General features: G+C 69.9%; 18 protein-coding genes. 5 read left to right on the forward strand and 13 right to left on the reverse strand.

Translation table 11 applies throughout. From position 1 onward, the window contains the following. The first annotated feature begins 245 nt into the window (after positions 1-245). Together ACIQF0_RS38775 and ACIQF0_RS38780 are read left to right on the forward strand one after the other, a co-directional pair. Positions 246-1,406 (forward strand): hypothetical protein, encoded by a 1,161-nt coding sequence (locus tag ACIQF0_RS38775; RefSeq protein WP_401038419.1) that lies wholly within the window; start codon positions 246-248, stop codon positions 1,404-1,406. Positions 1,407-1,540: 134 nt separating this feature from the next. After that, on the forward strand, positions 1,541-2,449 hold the full coding sequence (locus tag ACIQF0_RS38780) for an alpha/beta fold hydrolase (protein ID WP_401038422.1): 909 nt from the start codon (positions 1,541-1,543) through the stop codon (positions 2,447-2,449). Positions 2,450-2,459: 10 nt separating this feature from the next. Here the strand turns inward: ACIQF0_RS38780 and ACIQF0_RS38785 are convergent, their stop codons facing one another. Next, a complete protein-coding gene (locus ACIQF0_RS38785) occupies positions 2,460-3,170 on the reverse strand; it encodes a YqjF family protein (protein ID WP_401038425.1) in 711 nt (236 codons plus the stop codon). A gap of 46 nt (positions 3,171-3,216) precedes the next feature. Next, positions 3,217-3,684, reverse strand: a complete 468-nt coding sequence (locus tag ACIQF0_RS38790; protein ID WP_401038427.1) for a MarR family winged helix-turn-helix transcriptional regulator — start codon at positions 3,682-3,684, stop codon at positions 3,217-3,219. A gap of 86 nt (positions 3,685-3,770) precedes the next feature. Between ACIQF0_RS38790 and ACIQF0_RS38795 the strand changes: the two genes are divergently transcribed. Further along, complete coding sequence (locus tag ACIQF0_RS38795) at positions 3,771-5,006, forward strand: amidohydrolase family protein (protein WP_401038430.1); 1,236 nt, start codon at positions 3,771-3,773, stop codon at positions 5,004-5,006. Here ACIQF0_RS38795 and ACIQF0_RS38800 read toward each other — a convergent pair. Genes ACIQF0_RS38800 through ribA form a run of 4 tightly spaced genes read right to left on the reverse strand, consistent with a single transcriptional unit; the run spans position 4,979 to position 7,393 of the window. Then, the gene (locus tag ACIQF0_RS38800) at positions 4,979-5,602 is read right to left on the reverse strand and encodes a maleylpyruvate isomerase family mycothiol-dependent enzyme (RefSeq protein WP_401038432.1); all 624 of its coding nucleotides are present in this window, start codon (positions 5,600-5,602) and stop codon (positions 4,979-4,981) included. The two genes, ACIQF0_RS38795 and ACIQF0_RS38800, sit on opposite strands and share 28 nt — an antisense overlap. A gap of 19 nt (positions 5,603-5,621) precedes the next feature. After that, positions 5,622-6,113, reverse strand: coding sequence for a MarR family winged helix-turn-helix transcriptional regulator (locus ACIQF0_RS38805; protein ID WP_401038435.1), 492 nt, complete (start codon positions 6,111-6,113; stop codon positions 5,622-5,624). A 1-nt stretch (position 6,114) separates the two neighbouring features. Further along, positions 6,115-6,720: a nitroreductase family protein gene (locus ACIQF0_RS38810; protein WP_401038437.1), complete on the reverse strand. Its 606-nt coding sequence runs from the start codon at positions 6,718-6,720 to the stop codon at positions 6,115-6,117. A 19-nt stretch (positions 6,721-6,739) separates the two neighbouring features. Beyond that, positions 6,740-7,393: a GTP cyclohydrolase II gene (gene ribA, locus ACIQF0_RS38815; protein ID WP_401038440.1), complete on the reverse strand. Its 654-nt coding sequence runs from the start codon at positions 7,391-7,393 to the stop codon at positions 6,740-6,742. Positions 7,394-7,526: 133 nt separating this feature from the next. Here ribA and ACIQF0_RS38820 point away from each other — a divergent pair, with 133 nt between their 5' ends. After that, the gene (locus ACIQF0_RS38820) at positions 7,527-8,036 is read left to right on the forward strand and encodes a MarR family winged helix-turn-helix transcriptional regulator (protein ID WP_401038442.1); all 510 of its coding nucleotides are present in this window, start codon (positions 7,527-7,529) and stop codon (positions 8,034-8,036) included. Between the two features lies 1 nt (position 8,037). Continuing rightward, positions 8,038-9,129: an amidohydrolase family protein gene (locus ACIQF0_RS38825; RefSeq protein ID WP_401038444.1), complete on the forward strand. Its 1,092-nt coding sequence runs from the start codon at positions 8,038-8,040 to the stop codon at positions 9,127-9,129. On the opposite strand, the gene ACIQF0_RS38830 is transcribed toward ACIQF0_RS38825, so the two are convergent. From ACIQF0_RS38830 to ACIQF0_RS38860, 7 genes are all read right to left on the reverse strand, one after another. Further along, on the reverse strand, positions 9,119-10,105 hold the full coding sequence (locus ACIQF0_RS38830; RefSeq protein ID WP_401038447.1) for an NAD(P)-dependent alcohol dehydrogenase: 987 nt from the start codon (positions 10,103-10,105) through the stop codon (positions 9,119-9,121). The genes ACIQF0_RS38825 and ACIQF0_RS38830 overlap by 11 nt on opposite strands. Further along, positions 10,102-10,776, reverse strand: a complete 675-nt coding sequence (locus tag ACIQF0_RS38835; protein ID WP_401038450.1) for a DUF2306 domain-containing protein — start codon at positions 10,774-10,776, stop codon at positions 10,102-10,104. The genes ACIQF0_RS38830 and ACIQF0_RS38835 overlap by 4 nt, the downstream gene beginning before the upstream one ends. Before the next feature lie 54 nt (positions 10,777-10,830). Continuing rightward, positions 10,831-11,544 carry a response regulator gene (locus ACIQF0_RS38840; RefSeq protein ID WP_401038452.1) on the reverse strand — a complete coding sequence of 238 codons (714 nt, stop codon included), beginning with the start codon at positions 11,542-11,544 and terminating at the stop codon, positions 10,831-10,833. Then, positions 11,541-12,668, reverse strand: a complete 1,128-nt coding sequence (locus ACIQF0_RS38845) for a sensor histidine kinase (protein WP_401038454.1) — start codon at positions 12,666-12,668, stop codon at positions 11,541-11,543. The genes ACIQF0_RS38840 and ACIQF0_RS38845 overlap by 4 nt, the downstream gene beginning before the upstream one ends. 140 nt (positions 12,669-12,808) lie before the next feature. Next, complete coding sequence (locus ACIQF0_RS38850; RefSeq protein WP_401038457.1) at positions 12,809-13,105, reverse strand: DUF4342 domain-containing protein; 297 nt, start codon at positions 13,103-13,105, stop codon at positions 12,809-12,811. A gap of 204 nt (positions 13,106-13,309) precedes the next feature. Next, the gene (locus tag ACIQF0_RS38855; RefSeq protein WP_401038460.1) at positions 13,310-13,750 is read right to left on the reverse strand and encodes a hypothetical protein; all 441 of its coding nucleotides are present in this window, start codon (positions 13,748-13,750) and stop codon (positions 13,310-13,312) included. A gap of 31 nt (positions 13,751-13,781) precedes the next feature. Next, positions 13,782-14,759 (reverse strand): NADPH:quinone reductase, encoded by a 978-nt coding sequence (locus ACIQF0_RS38860; RefSeq protein WP_401038462.1) that lies wholly within the window; start codon positions 14,757-14,759, stop codon positions 13,782-13,784. Positions 14,760-14,766: the final 7 nt, after the last annotated feature.

Raw genomic sequence — 14,766 nt, forward strand, 5'->3', positions numbered from 1 at the left:
CGGACATCGGCCCCCTTTTATTGCGCCCCAACGCGTACTCGTTACATAGGCGATCCCGTTGAGCCGGCCGAGTGAACCTCCGCACGAACGGTCACAACCGAACTCCGGCCGACGATACGGGGAGACGCCGGGCCGACAGCCTCGCGTCCACAGTGGACGATGCGGCGACATGACTCCACCAAGTAGCGTCAGCCAGCGACCCACGCCGCACAGCTCTCCCACCATCATCACCAGGAGAAGATCACATGGACGTGGCGATAGCCGGTCTACTGCTCACCGCGGCAGCCTTGGCCGCGGCCATAGCGGTGATCAGGCCTGCCGTGATCACCAGCAATGCGGCAAAAGTGGACCGCGGCATCGCCAACTTCAAGGCGCGATTCGACGAAGTGAAGAAGAAGCAGACCGCGCTCAGCCTGGACGTGCTCAAACGAACAAGCCAGTTCCAGCACTACGATTTGCCAATGTTCACTCTCGAGGGCTGGATCTTCCCCATCCCGATCCCAGTCCTCAAGATCGAAGCAGAGCTCACCAACAAAACAATCGAACAAACGATTGACGCAAACGCCCTGCTGAAGGACCTCAGCCTGCGGGGACCCATCACCTACAGCGACGCAATAGTCAACGTCGCGAAAATGACACGTTTCACCAATGGCCAGATATACCGCCCCACGAGCATCGACGTGGCCGATGGCTCACTGGCCATGGGGTTTCACCTGGCAGGGTACTTCGACTACCTCGACACCAGCGAGGTACTGGCGTACAAGGAACTCGAAGAACGTGGCCAATCGAGGTACAGGAAGGAGCTTGCGAACCCGTTCGACCTGACGAACCGAGTCGCCAGCCTGGGAATTCTCACGCTCACCACAGTCAAGCATGCCCAGAGTCCGATCTTCCTCATGCACAGAAGATCTGTCGACGTGGTTCTCGCGTCCAACCTGTACCACGTGGTACCCGCCGGCGAGTTCACACCCTCGGACATCAGCCTCACTTCAGTGCGCAACGACTTCCACCTCAGAAAGAACATCTTCAGGGAGTACGCCGAAGAGTTCCTGAACCACCAGGACGCCCAGGGAGACGGAAGCCGCACGATAGACTACAACAACTCCGAGCCATACCGTTCCCTCAAGGAGGCCTGCGAAAGCGGAAATCTCTCGATATCAGCTTTCGGTGTAGGACTGGACCCCTTGAGCTTGAAACCCGAACTGCTGACCATCGCCGTCTTCGAAGCAGAAACGTTCGACAGCATCTTTCCTGACATCGAGGAGAACTACGAAGGGAAGATCATATTCGAACCCTTCAACGCGGAGACCGTCACGGCGTACATCGAGAGCCCGGACGTTCGCAGCGGCGCAAAAGCGTGCTTGAGCCTGTCCTGGCAGCACCGCGAGTCACTGGGATTGGCATGAACGCTCCGGCCTCCAAGACGCGGTTCCGAGCGAGAACGGGGGCCTCCCCCACTGCCGAGGTGTGGCCGGCACCAGCAAGGATCGGCCGGGTGGCCTGATCGTCGTGCGGCCGGGGAATTCCTAGGGTTCTCGCCATGGTCAAGCACCTGAATCCCCTGTGCCGCAAGGCGATCGCACTTGGTACCGGAGTTGTCGTCGCCGCGTCGCTGCTGGCGTGTTCGGCGCCCAACGCGGCGAGCAGCCCGTCGTCCGGCACGTCCGCACCTGCCCCGGCCGCACCGGCGTCGAAGACGCACAAGGTGACGAACGCCGAGCACGAACTCGTCTTCCACGTCGTCGACGGCAAGCTGCCCGCCCTGGTCCTGGACGCGGGTGGCGGGCTCAGTTCGTCGTACTGGAAGGAGCTGGCGCCGCGGCTGGCGAAGGCCACCGGGTCGAAGGTCATCACCTACGACCGGGCCGGCGAGGGTGAGAGCGCCGAGGTCTCTGGGCCGTGGAGGGTGGAGAACGCGGTGTCCGACCTGGAGGCCGGGCTCAGGGAACTGGGCGTCACGAAGAACGTCGTGCTGGTCTCGCACTCGATCGCGGGTGAGGTCGCCACGAACTTCGTGAACAAGAACCCCGGCTGGGTGTCCGGCGCGGTGCTCGTCGACGCGAACGTGCCCGACTTCTTCAGCGACGAGATGCTGACGGCGTTCGAACCGGTCATCGAGAAGCAGCGGGCCGCCCTGCTGACGCAGCCTTCGACCAAGAAGAACCGGCAGCTGCTCGCCGTGATGGTCGACTACGCGCCCGTCCACCGGGTCTTCCACCAGCTCGCCTGGCCGAAGGACGTGCCGGTGACCGCGATCGTCGCGTCCGGGACCCCGTTCACCGACTCCCCCGAGGCGGCGCAGCTGTGGCGGGACGCCCAGGTCCGCTTCGCGCAGGGGCCGAACCGGAAGCACGTGCTCGCCGAGAACACGACGCACGAAGGAATCGTGACCGAACGCCCGGAGATCATCGCCGGTGCCGTCGACGAGGTGCTGAAGACCATCCGCTAGGTCGCGGTGGTCAGGAGGCCGCGCACGACGGAACGCCGAACCTGGCTCGCACTCCTGGCGAGTACAGGACGCTCATCGGCTCGCCGGAGACCGGAATCTCCGCCGAGGCCACCAGGTCGTCGTCGCAACGAACGATCGTGGCGCGGTGGAGGTCCCACGGGGCGTGGTCGTTCGGCAGGTACGCGGTCCGGCCGAGCCAGGACGTGTGCAGTCCCCACCTGGCCGTCAGGAACTCCTCCAGCGGGCTCGGCCGGGCGATCCTCTCCCCCGGCCGCACGGTGAACGTGCTCGTCGCGTCGGGGCGATGAGGCCACTTGCGCCTGCAGGTGTAGGTGACCTCATCGCCGTCGCGGCGCACCGTCGCGTCCGACCACATGTACGGCAGTCCCGCCAGGGCTCGTGCGCTCAGCACGAACGGCAGGTTCGAGGCGTCCATCGAGAGGAACACGACGCCGCGCCGGCCCTGACCGTCGATCGTGTACAGGCGGACGTTGGTCTCCGGGAAGCTCCAGCGGTCCGTCAGCGCGGGCCAGCCCAGCGGGCACAGGCGGAACGCGATCAGCCCGACGAACGTGTCGCCGTCGACAACGTCCGGCCTCGTACCCGCGGGCAGCAGATGTTCCACCGCACCAGGAGGAACCCGCCAGTGCAGGAACGTCACGTCGGTCCACCACTGCGTCAGCACCGAGCGGTCGATGGGCCGCGGTGAACCGAGGGTCATGGCCACGATTCAAACGCAGCACACCTGAGAGTCCTGGCCGAGTTCCTCAAGATCCAGTGGCTCTGCGGCCCTTCCCGCGCGACCAGTCAGAACTGTCCTGGCTGTAGCGGATCAGGTATCGGGCGAACTGGTCGCGGTCGGCACCCGTCCACCCTGCCGTGATGGACTCGAAGGCCTCGCGCTGCTCAGAGGCGAAGCGGCCGCGTTCGGTCTCGCCGGCCTCGGTGAGTTCGAGGACCGTGCGGCGGCCGTCCTCCTGCGAGACCGCGCGCCGGAGCAGGCCGTCCGCGATGCAGGCGGCCACGGTCCGGCTGGCGACGGGCTGGGCGACCCCCATCTCGGCGGCGACCCCGCCCACCGTCATCTCGCCGGGATCGTCGTGGACCACGTTCAGCACGAGGTTGCGGGTGAGGTCCCCGCGTCCACCGGCGGTCCGGCGACGCAGCCGGGACAGCGCGGGCCCGACCTGGTCGAGCAGGCCTTCGTCGTCCCCAGGCCGGGGCGAGTCGCTCATCCCGTCACCCTAGCAACTGCACACCAGAAAGCATCTACATACCTAAGGATATTTACATGACTGAAGGTATGTGATTCAGTGGGGTCATGACCACGACCACCATCACCGGCGCCAGGGTCTTCGACGGCGAGAAGACCCTGGGCGTCACCACCGTGTCCGTTGAGGACGGAAAGATCGTTCAGGTCGGAGGCGAGGTCCCCGCGGGAGCCGACGTGGTCGACGGGACCGGCGCGACACTGCTGCCCGGCCTGATCGACGCGCACGTCCACACCGGACCGGAAGCCCTCGCGCTGGCACTGCGCTTCGGCGTGACCACCGAACTGGAGATGCAGGGCGTCAACACCCGCGACCGGCGTGCCGCCATCAGCGAGAACGACGCGCTCGCGGACGTGCGTTCGGCGGGCTTCGGCCTCACGCCACCCGGCGGGCATCCCAGCGAACTGTTCCCGCCGGGCTTCACCCCCGGCGGCGGTGGAGATCGGACGGGCGAGCCACCGTTCCAGCCGGACGCCACGAGCCCGGAGGGCGCCACGGCCTCGATCCCCCGGCTGCTCGCCCACGGCTCGGACTACGTCAAGTTCATGATCGACGACGGCAGCGTCGAGGGGCACCCGGGACTGCCGATGATCGACCAGTCCACCCTGAACGCGGGCGTCGCCGAGGCCAAGCGGTACGGCGTCCTCACGGTCGCCCACACGTTGACCGTCGACGCCACCAGAATGGCGCTGGAGGCCGGAATCGACGGCCTGGCGCACCTGTTCGTCGAACCCCACGACGACGAGATCATCGCCCTGATCGAGGACTCCGGCATGTTCGTCGTGCCCTGCGCGGTCCTCAACGCCTCGCTCATGGGCATCACCGGTGGCGAACTCGCCGACGACCCGCGGGTGTCCTCCCGGTTGCCGGAGGACTGGGACAGGACCCTGCGCTCCAGCTTCGGCTGCTACCCGCAGGGCGAGATCAAGGACGTCCTGGCGACGGTCAAGGCACTCAGCGACGCCGGCGTCGACCTCCTGGTGGGCACCGACGCGTCCGTTCCGGTGCCGTTCCTCGGCGGCCTCGCCCACGGCGCGAGCGTCCACCACGAACTGCAGTACCTGGTGAAGGCCGGACTCACCCCGCAGCAGGCACTGCGCGCCGCCACCGCGACGACGGCCCGCCGGTTCGCGCTGTCCGACCGCGGTCGCATCGCCGAAGGGCTGCGCGCCGACCTGCTCCTCGTCGACGGAGACCCCACCACCACGATCTCGGACACCCTCAACACGCGGGCCGTCTGGCGCCGGGGCACCCTCGTTCAGGAAGCCAGCCGGCCACTCAACTGAAGGACTCCGTCACCGCTGAGGTCGGCGAGGAACGCGTCGCGCCCCGCCATCACCATGACCAGCGACAGCAACGGCCCGCGCACCTCGGGACCACTGCCCGCCTGGAAGCCGGCATCGGTGGCCCGCAGCGTCAGGCCCTTGACCAGGGTCTTGCTGTTGACCGCGAAGTCCTTCGAGGCGAAGAAACGGGCGACGGCGAGCAGGCCGTCAGCATCGGGGACGTGTCGCAGTCCCAGCGGTCTGCGGATGTCCTCGGCGTGGACGATCACCTCGCCCAGCCCGGCCGGGGACGACTTGACCGGCAGCGCGATCGTCCCGACGTGCCGGAACCGTTCGAGCGTCTCCTGCGGGGTGGCGCCGCGGAACTCCTCGAGGCGCCGCCGGTTGTGCAGGTCCGCGTTGAACCGGGCGCCGGCCATGCTGCGGATCCACCTGGGCAGGTTGAGCCTGGTTGCCGCGCCGAGGTGGGCGAGGGTCTCCTCGACGTCCCAGTCGCCGCACAACGTGGCCGTGCGCCACTGCGACGGGTCGAGCGTGCTCAGGTCGTCGGCCAGTGCGGTGAGCTCGCGCTCCTGGATCTTCGTCAGGTCGGGCACGGCGTGACGATAGCCGTGGTCACCGGTCGGTGAGGGACGGCAGGATCTTGGCGGTGATCTCGCGGAGGCGGGCGACGTCGTCGTCGGTCAGGTGGTCGAAGACGAGCCGGCGGACCTCGGCGACGTGACCGGGGGCGGCGGAGCGCAGGAAGCTCCAGCCCTCGTCGGTGAGCCGCGCGACCTGGCCGCGTTTGTCGGTCGGGCAGGCGGACCGCTCGACCCAGCCGCGTTCCTCCAGCACGGACACCGCGTGCGAGAGCCGGGTGGTGGTCGTGCCCGTGCTGCGGGCGAGCCGCGTCATGCGCATGCTCCCGTCCTGCTCGGCGCTGAGCATGGCCAGGATGCGGTAGTGGGCGTGCGTCAGGCCCGCGTCGTCACGCAGTTGCCGGTCCAGCGCGGTCGGCAGCAGCATCAGCACCTGCGTGACGTTCAACCAGGCGTTCATCTCGGTGGCGGTCAGCCATCGTGGTTCCGCGGCGGTGTCGGGCAGAGGTCGGGCTTCGGTCACCACGTCATCCTCCCTCCTGCGGCCGCACCGGCAGCAGGAGTTCGCCGACGGACAGGCGGACGCGTTCGGCGGTTTCGCGCTGGGCGAAGGGTTCGGCCAGCCGGGCGGGCTCGTCGCGCAGGCCGACGGCGACGACGACCAGCGGGGTCACGTCGGCCGCCGCGAGCACGGTGGTGAGGCGGTCGCGGTCGAAGCCGCCCATCTGGTGCACCGCCAGCCCCTCGGCCTGGGCCTGCACGGACAGGTGCGCCACGGCCTGACCGGCGTCGTAGACCGCCCACGGCTGGGCGGCGCCATCGGTGCCCGTGGTCCGCGCCGCCACGACGACCAGCGCCGACGCGTCCCGCGCCCACGTCTGGTTGCCGCCGGCCAGGGTGTCGAGCACCATGGCGTGCTCGGTGGTGCCGCGCCTGGTCACGGCGAACCGCCACGGCTGGGTGTTCGAGGCGCTCGGCGCCCAGCGAGCGGCTTCCAGCAACGCGGTGAGCTGCTCGTCCGTGACCTCGTGGTCCGGGTCGAACGCTCGTGAGCTCCATCGCCGCGCCAGCAGCGGATGCAGTGGCACCACCGTCGACGCGGCCTTGTCCACAGTGGATTCCAGCGTGCTCATGTCAGTCCTCTCGGGAGGGTCAGCCGGCCAGCGGCAGGTCGAGGGTGTGGTGCGTGTGGCTGACCTTGGCGGCCAGGTACGCGGCGTTGGCGCCGGTCAGGTGCACGCCCGTGGGCACGCGGTCGGTGACCTGCACGCCGAGCGCGTCGAGCTGCAGCGCCTTGTCGGGGTTGTTGCTCAGCAACCGGATCCGGTCGACGCCCAGCGCGCGCAGCATCTGCGCCGCCGCCGAGTAGTCGCGTTCGTCCTCGCCGCGCCCGAGGGCCAGGTTCGCCTCGTAGGTGTCGAGGCCGGCGTCCTGCAGGGCGTAGGCGTCGAGCTTGGCGTACAGGCCGATGCCGCGGCCTTCCTGCCGCAGGTAGAGCAGGAACCCGCCGACGTCGGCGATGCGCTCCACCGCCTCGCGCAGCTGAGGACCGCAGTCGCAGCGCTGGGAGCCGAACACGTCGCCGGTGAGGCACTCGCTGTGCGGCCGTACCAGTGGCGCCGTCTCCCCTGCAGCGCTGCCGGCCACCGCGGTCCGCCAGTCGCCCAGTCCCAGCGCCAGGTGCTCACGGCCGTCAGCGAGACCGCTGAAGGTGAACACCTCCGCGGTGGTGGCGTACCCGTCCGGGAACTCCAGCGGCACCGTGACCTGCGTGCGCACCGTCGCCTTCAGCTCCGTGCTCGTCATCCGGGCCTCCGCGTTGTTGAACTTTCACATATGAGTGTGCAACTTCAGTATTGAAACTTCAACAAAACTGGCGGTGCTCCCGATCACAGGAGATGCCTTTACGTAAAGCTATCTCCAAAGCTAGGTTGCCTTGGTGGCAGAACGCGAGGAGACAGACCTGGTCGGCGGAGTGGTGGCGTGGTGGGCACGACACGCTCCTGAGCTGCCGCTGCGGACGATCGAGTTCACGAAGCGCGTCGCGCGGATGCACGCCCTGACCGACCGGGTCACGGTCGCCGTGCTGACGGGCTTCGGCCTGAGCCGTGCCGAGTACGACGTGCTCGGCACGCTTCTGACAGCAGGCGACCCGCACCTGAAGCCGTCAGAGCTGTCGTCCCGGCTGCTGCTCACGACCGGCGGGCTGAGCAACGTGCTGCGGTCGCTGGAGCGCCGCGGTCTCACCTCGCTGACCTCGGACGCGTCGGACGGGCGCAGCAGGCGTGTCGCCCTGACCGCCGAGGGCAAGAACGTGGCGGACCGAGTGGTCCGCGAGGTCGTCGCCGCTCAGCACGCACTGCTGGGCAAGGCCGGTGACGCGGACGTCGAGGCCGCCGTGACAGCACTTGCCGCCGTCCTGCAGCCACTCGACGGCCGGGAGGTGTGACATGTCGCGGTTCACGCTCGCCAACGTCCACCTGTTCACCCCTGAGCACACCTTCGGGCCGCTCACCTCGATCGGCGTCGAGAACGGCGTGATCACCGACGACACCGGCGGCGAGGTCGTCGACGGGCGGGGCGGTTACCTGCTTCCCGGACTCATCGACACCCACGTCCACATCGGGCACGCCGACGAGCTCGCCGCCGGACTCCGCTGGGGCGTGACGACGATGCTCGACATGGCCACGACCCGCTGGGACGAGCTCCGCGCGTTGCGGGACAACGAGTCCGACGACCGCGCCGACGTCCGCGGCGTCTCCTACCCGGCGTGCGCGGTCCGCGGCCGGGCCGTGCGCAAGATGGGTTTCCCCGCCTCCACGGCGGTCAGCGGGCCTGAGGACGCCTCGCGGTGGGTCGCCGAGCGGCTGCGCCAGGAACCCGACCACCTCAAGATCGTGCTGGAGGACAAGGTGCTGCCGTTCCAGCCGAAGCCTCTCAGCCCCGCCACGGTCGCCGCCCTCGTGACCGAAGCGCACCGGGCCGGGAAGAAGGTCGTCGTCCACGCCACGTCACCGCAGGCCTACGCCACCGCGCTCGACGCGGGCGCCGACGTCATCACGCACGCGCCTGTCAGCGCCACGCTGTCCGCCGACCTGGCCGGCCGGGTCGCCTCCTCGGGCACCGCCGTGTCCCCCACCCTCGTGATGATGCGCGGTGTCCTGGAGAACCTGCGCATGCCGTTCCGGCCGAAGTCGCTGCACTTCGGCCAGACGCTCGCCTCGACCGCGGCGCTGAACGACGCGGGCGCGACGATCGTCCTCGGCACCGACGCGAACGCCGACGAGACCTCACCCGCCCGCGTCGCCCACGGCAGCGCCGTCCACGAGGAACTCGCCCTGCTCGTGGACGCCGGACTCAGCCCCGCCGACGCGCTCGCCGCCGCGACGTCTCGTGCCGCGGCGGTGTTCGGGCTGCACGACCGCGGCGTTCTCGCCGAGGGCAAACGCGCGGATCTCCTGCTGCTCAACCGGAGCCCGCTCGAGGACATCACCGCCAGCCGCGACATCGCCGGCGTGTGGAAGCGCGGGGTCACACGGTGATGACGACCTTCGCGCGGGGGTGCTCGGTCTCGACGTAGCGGACCGCGTCGGGCACCTCGGCCAGCGCGTAGGTGCGGTCGACGACCGGCGTGAAGCCTCCTGACTCGGCGAGGTGCCGCAGCGTCGCGAGGACCTCCCCGTCCGGCGCCGTGGTGAGCACGAGCAGCCGGTCGCGGACGAACGGCGCCTGCAGCTTCGCCCTGATCATGAGCCACATCGGCCCGACCAGGCTGCCGCCGCGGAACACTCCCCCGCCGGACAGCACGATCGTCCCGCCGGGGGCGAGCGCGCGCCGCAGCCCGGTCAGCGAGTGGTTGCCGACCAGGTCGAGGACGAGGTCGTAGCGCTTGCCGTTCTTGGTGAAGTCGCGTTCGGTGTAGTCGATGACGTGGTCAGCGCCGAGCGATGCCACCAGTTCGACGTTCCTCGTGCGGCACACACCAGTCACCGTGGCGCCCATGGACTTCGCGATCTGCACGGCGAACGTGCCGACGCCGCCGGACGCTCCGTTGACCAGAACGTGTTGTCCCGCCTGGAGCTTTCCGGCGTCGCGCAGCCCCTTCAGCGCGGTGAGACCGGCCAGCGGCACCGCGGCGGCCTGCTCGAACGTCAGGTTGGCAGGTTTGGCCTCGACGAGGTCCTCCGGCGCGCACACGTACTCGGCGAACGCCCCGTCGGCCGTGCCCAGGTCGCCGTACACCTCGTCACCGGGCCGGAAGCGCCGCACGTCCCGGCCCACCGCCTCCACCGTGCCCGCGAAGTCGCGGCCGCGGATCTTCCTGCCGGGACCGGTGACGCCGACCCCGGTGAGCCTTGCCAGGTAAGGATCTCCGCGCATGACGTGCCAGTCGTACGCGTTGACCGAGGCCGCGCGCACCCGCACGAGCACCTCGTCGCCCGAGGCCGAGGGCGGCTCCACGTCGCGGAACTCCAGCGCGTCCGGTGATCCGTACCGGTCCTGCACGATCGCCTTCATCGGGTCTCCCTGAGCGTGGCGCCGACCTGGACGGTCGCGCGGGACGGTCTCGCCTGGCGACGGATGATCCACTCCGCGACGGCGAGGTTGACGAGCCAGGAGGCGAGCATCAGCAACGCTTTCGCGAGCCGGTCGGGCGGGCCGACGGCCACGAGCCACGCGCTCAGCGTCACCGCCTGGGTGCCGGCGCCGAGCCCGATCGCGAAACCGCGGATCATCCAGGCGCGGTGCGCGGTGACGTCCCGGCGGCGGATGGCGGTGAACCCGAGGACGATGAACGCCGCCCAGGCCGTGCCGAACACCAGCCGGATGCCGGTGAGCAGCGCGCCGACGTCGGCGGGCTTGGGGTAGAACACGGTCATCCACAGGCCCGACAGCGCCCCCAGGAGTCCACAAAGGACCAGGATGCGCCCTGCCGCTCGGTGCCACGCCGGTCTGCGGCGGCGGAAGCCCGGAGCGAACTGGAACGCCCCGAGGAGGCAGTACACGCTGACGGTGACGGCGTGAATCACCACGGGAACGGGTGAGGCGAAGAACCGCGCGTTGTCCGGCGTGATCTCCGCGCCGCCGCCGAGCTCACCCAGCCGAAGGGCGCCACCGAGCACCGGGATCACGCTGAACACGATGATCGCGGCCGGGATCAGCCTGTCCCACTTGGTCGAGGAGGTCATGCACCAGATCGTGGCGCTCGCGGTGGTGCCACCTCATCGGAAGAAGGGCCGCGATCAGCCTGGCCGATGGTCCGGTGCGCTCGTCGTACTTTCGGCTGACCGCGACCGGAATCCGCTCCTGACCCGCTTGGTCTCGTAGGCCCAGATGGCCATCTCGACCCGGTTCCTGGCACCGATCTTGGCCATCAGGCTGGCGATGTGGGACTTCACGGTGCTCAGCGTGATGTACAGCTCCCCGGCGACCTCGCTGTTGGTGCGCCCGCCCGCGACGGCGGCGAGGACCTGCTCCTCCCGTTCGGTGAGGGGCTCGATCGGCTGCACGACGCGGCCGGCGGGCTCGACGTCCGCGAACGCCTCGATCAACCGGGCGGTGACGCTGGGGGCGATCAGGGCGTCACCGGAGGCCGCGGCGTGGACCGCCTGGGCGAGCAGCGCGGGTCCGGCGTCCTTGAGCAGGAATCCCCTGGCACCGGCGCGAAGGGCGGCGTAGACGTACTCGTCGAGGTCGAACGTGGTGATCACGACGACGGCGATCGGGTCGGCGACGCCGGGTCCCGCGAGCAGGCGGGTGGCCTCGATGCCGTCGATCCCGGGCATCCGGATGTCGAACAGGCACACGTCGGGCCGCAGGCGCCGGGCCAGTTCCACGGCCTGCCGTCCGTCCGGTGCCGCACCGACGACCTCGATGCCGGGCTGGGCGTCGAGGATCATCGAGAGTCCTGTTCGGACGATCTCCTGGTCGTCGGCGACGATGACGCGGACGCTCATCGGCGCGCCCCGGTGAGCGGCAGCACGGCGGTCACGGTCCAGCCCCGGCCGGCGTTCGGGCCCGCATCACAACTGCCGCCGAGCAGGTCGGCGCGTTCCATCATGCCGATCAACCCGTGGCCGGGCACGGCGGTACCACCGGTGTCGCCGTCGTCGCTCACCCTCACCTGCACCGACGAGTCTCCGACGACCACCGACACCTCGATGCGCGTGGCGTGCCGGGCGTGCCGGCGCGCGTTGGTGACCGACTCCTGGGCGAGCCGGTAGATCGCGGTTCCGACCGACTTCGGGAGGTCGTCGACGGACCCGTCGATCCGCACCTCCACCTCGGGCCCCGGCCTGCCGGGACTCGCGAGCAGTGCGACGTCGGCGACCGTCGGGCTGGGCGCCAGGTCCGCGGACTCGTCGTGCCGCAAGGCTCGCACCATCGTGCGCATCTCGGCGAGCGCCCGCGACGCCTCCGACTCGATCAGGCCGAGTGCCTCGGTCGCCGCCTCCGGTCGCGACGCCGCCGTCGCGAGCCCCGCCTGGGCCCGGATCGCCATCGCCGACACGTGGTGCGCCACCGTGTCGTGCAGATCTCGTGCGAGCCGTTCCCGTTCCAGCAGCTTGACCTGGTCGAGCTCCCGTGCCCGCGCTCGTCCCCGATACCGCACGGCGGCTCCGACGGCGCACGCCGTTCCCAGCACCGCGATCCCGCCCACCGCCTCGCCCGCGCTGATGAATCCGAGCACCGCCGACAGCCCGACCTTGCCGAGCATGATCGCCAGCCCGAGCACCGCCTCACGCCCGGAACCCCACCGGAACAGCGAGAACGGGAAGAGCACCATGAACACCGTCACGTTGAGCTCTGGCTCGCCCCCGAACACCAGCGAGGCGACCGCGGCCACGCCGAACGCGACGGCGACCGCGAGCAGCGGCCTGCTCCGGCGCAGCAACAGCAGAGGCAGCAGCACCGCCGCGACGACCAGCGAGCCGACTCGTGAGCCCAGGTCCGTCCGCAGCACCGTCTCGAGCACCGCGACCAGCAGGAGCACGGCGACCAGCGCCCAGTCCCACCACAGCCGCGCCGCCCCGCGCGGCGGCCGGGGCTCGTCCCACACCGACCGCAGATAGGCGAACACGACGTCATCGTACGAGAGCAAGGGCCGCCGCAGATCCGTCCGAAGAACGAGACCCCGACCCTGAAGCCGGGCACCGAAACGCGGGCCGGCGCCGCCACCCCCTGGTGACGGCGCCGGCCCACTGCGTCCCCCGCTGCTGACTACACCCGCTCGGCGTCGACCTTCGTCGCGGGCGCGGGCGCGCTGCTGGGCGTCCTGCGGTCCTCCAGCGCGATTCCGCACTTGCCGACCAGCGCGACACCGGCACCGATCGTCGTGGCCACCGGGGCGGCGAACGCCGCCACCAACCCGAGGGCCACCGGCACCTCGAGCACCACGTCGTCCTTGCTGTCCCGCACGACGACACGACGGTTGAGGCCCTCGCTGACCAGTCCGCGCACGGCGTCGACCACCGAGTCGACGGGGTTGCGGGTGGGCTCGGACTTGGATTCGCTCATGTCTCTCCTCGAACTGGGACATCCCCTTGACGACTTCCAGCGTGCCCGTGTTCAGCTGCCGTGCCATCAGGGTTTTCCCCTGACCTCCGCCTGATTTACCCCTCAGGCCGGGAAACCCGTTCCGACCTTCGGCGATAGGTGATGCGCATCACGCGCACAGGAATGCGCAGCGGGAGTTCTGGGAATTGCCCCACGAGGAATTGCTCAACGACGTCCGGTGGCCAGAACGACGAGGAACTGGCCGCCGCCCGCCTCGACGGTGGCGGTCACGGGCAGCCCCGGCACCAGCCGGGAGAACCGGTCCGCCAGCCAGTCCGCCGTCTCCTGGGCGTCCTGCTTCGTCGGGCAGCGGGCCACCATCTCGCGGCCGCCCTTGCGCTCCAGCCGGCCGGCCACGGTGATCAGGGGCGCGGGTTCGGCGACGTGCAGGCGGTCCGGCCAGGCGATGACGACCTTGACCGCGCCCTTGCGGCTGTTGCACCCGCGGTGCGCGAGCCGTTCGGCGATCTTCGCCTTCCGGTCGGCGGTCCGGCTGTCGACGCTGGGCCCGCGCGCGTCGTTCACCGACATTCCCGGGTCGACCGGTTCGTCGCACACCCAGCATCGCCAGCCGTCGCGTTCGGCCACGTCGTCGAGGAGACTCACCGGGGCAAACTAGCCTGCCCGCGTTCGGGGCTCACGGGACGGTGACGAGCACGCGGCCGCGACCGCCCGCGTCGACCCGGTCGTGGGCCGCCGCGATCTCGGCGAGCGGGAACAGCTGTCCGACCTGCACCCGCAGTGCGCCCACGGCGGCCACGGCGGTGAGGTCGCGGGCCGCGGCGCGTTTCGCGGCGGCGGGGAAGTCGTCGCTGCCGAACAGCCTGACCGTGGCGTTGGCGAACAGCAGCGGCCAGAACGGGATCTCCGTGCGGTCCGTGCGGGTGCCATAGGCGGCGATGATGCCGTCGTTCGCGAGGACGGCGACGTCCAGGTCCGCGTTGTCGGACAAGGACACCTCGATGATCCGGTGCACGCCGTCCGGCGCGTTCGCGCGAATCTCGTCGGCCGCGCCGGGGCTGTCGAGGGCCACCGCGTGCGAGACGAACCCGGGGTCGACGAGGTCGAGGTCGCTGGTCCTGGTCACGGTTCCCAGGACGGTGGCGCCGCCCCAGCGCGCCAGTTGCGCGGCGAGCGAGCCGACGCCGCCGAGCACGCCCTGCACCAGCACGGTCCGTCCGTCGACCGGTCCGTCGGCGAACACCGTGCGGTGGGCCGTGATGCCGGGGATGCCCAGGCTCGCGGCCAGTTCGTCGCTCACGTGATCGGGCAGCGGCACGGCCAGATGCTCAGGCACGACCACGTACTGCGCAGCCGTGCCGGACGCCCGGTAGGACTGCGCGCCGTAGACCCACATGCGCCGTCCGAGCCGGCTTTTGTCGACACCGTCGCCGACCGCGTCCACCACTCCGGCGGCGTCGCTGTGCGGGACGACCCTCGGGTAAGGCATCGAGGAACCCAGCCAGCCACGCCGTTTCTTCGTGTCGCCCGGGTTCACCCCGGACAGTCGCACCTCGACCCGCACCTCACCGGGGCCGGGCTCGGGATCGGGTAGCTCGCCGACGTGCAGCACGTCGGCGGCGGAGCCCTGCCGGTCGTACCAGGACGCGAACATGGTTCTC

Source organism: Lentzea sp. NPDC092896 (genome assembly GCF_044754905.1).
GTDB lineage: Bacteria > Actinomycetota > Actinomycetes > Mycobacteriales > Pseudonocardiaceae > Lentzea.

What these genes read in the sequence shown, in the direction of transcription:
- ribA (WP_401038440.1), bottom strand. Translation starts at nt 7,393, where the DNA reads ATGACGAGCACGGAGCTGAAGGCGACGGTGCGCACGCAGGTCACGGTG.
- ACIQF0_RS38830 (WP_401038447.1), bottom strand. Translation starts at nt 10,105, where the DNA reads ATGAAGGCGATCGTGCAGGACCGGTACGGATCACCGGACGCGCTGGAG.
- ACIQF0_RS38790 (WP_401038427.1), bottom strand. Translation starts at nt 3,684, where the DNA reads ATGAGCGACTCGCCCCGGCCTGGGGACGACGAAGGCCTGCTCGACCAG.
- ACIQF0_RS38795 (WP_401038430.1), top strand. Translation starts at nt 3,771, where the DNA reads ATGACCACGACCACCATCACCGGCGCCAGGGTCTTCGACGGCGAGAAG.
- ACIQF0_RS38825 (WP_401038444.1), top strand. Translation starts at nt 8,038, where the DNA reads ATGTCGCGGTTCACGCTCGCCAACGTCCACCTGTTCACCCCTGAGCAC.
- ACIQF0_RS38850 (WP_401038457.1), bottom strand. Translation starts at nt 13,105, where the DNA reads ATGAGCGAATCCAAGTCCGAGCCCACCCGCAACCCCGTCGACTCGGTG.
- ACIQF0_RS38810 (WP_401038437.1), bottom strand. Translation starts at nt 6,720, where the DNA reads ATGAGCACGCTGGAATCCACTGTGGACAAGGCCGCGTCGACGGTGGTG.
- ACIQF0_RS38775 (WP_401038419.1), top strand. Translation starts at nt 246, where the DNA reads ATGGACGTGGCGATAGCCGGTCTACTGCTCACCGCGGCAGCCTTGGCC.
- ACIQF0_RS38860 (WP_401038462.1), bottom strand. Translation starts at nt 14,759, where the DNA reads ATGTTCGCGTCCTGGTACGACCGGCAGGGCTCCGCCGCCGACGTGCTG.
- ACIQF0_RS38780 (WP_401038422.1), top strand. Translation starts at nt 1,541, where the DNA reads ATGGTCAAGCACCTGAATCCCCTGTGCCGCAAGGCGATCGCACTTGGT.
- ACIQF0_RS38840 (WP_401038452.1), bottom strand. Translation starts at nt 11,544, where the DNA reads ATGAGCGTCCGCGTCATCGTCGCCGACGACCAGGAGATCGTCCGAACA.
- ACIQF0_RS38835 (WP_401038450.1), bottom strand. Translation starts at nt 10,776, where the DNA reads ATGACCTCCTCGACCAAGTGGGACAGGCTGATCCCGGCCGCGATCATC.
- ACIQF0_RS38785 (WP_401038425.1), bottom strand. Translation starts at nt 3,170, where the DNA reads ATGACCCTCGGTTCACCGCGGCCCATCGACCGCTCGGTGCTGACGCAG.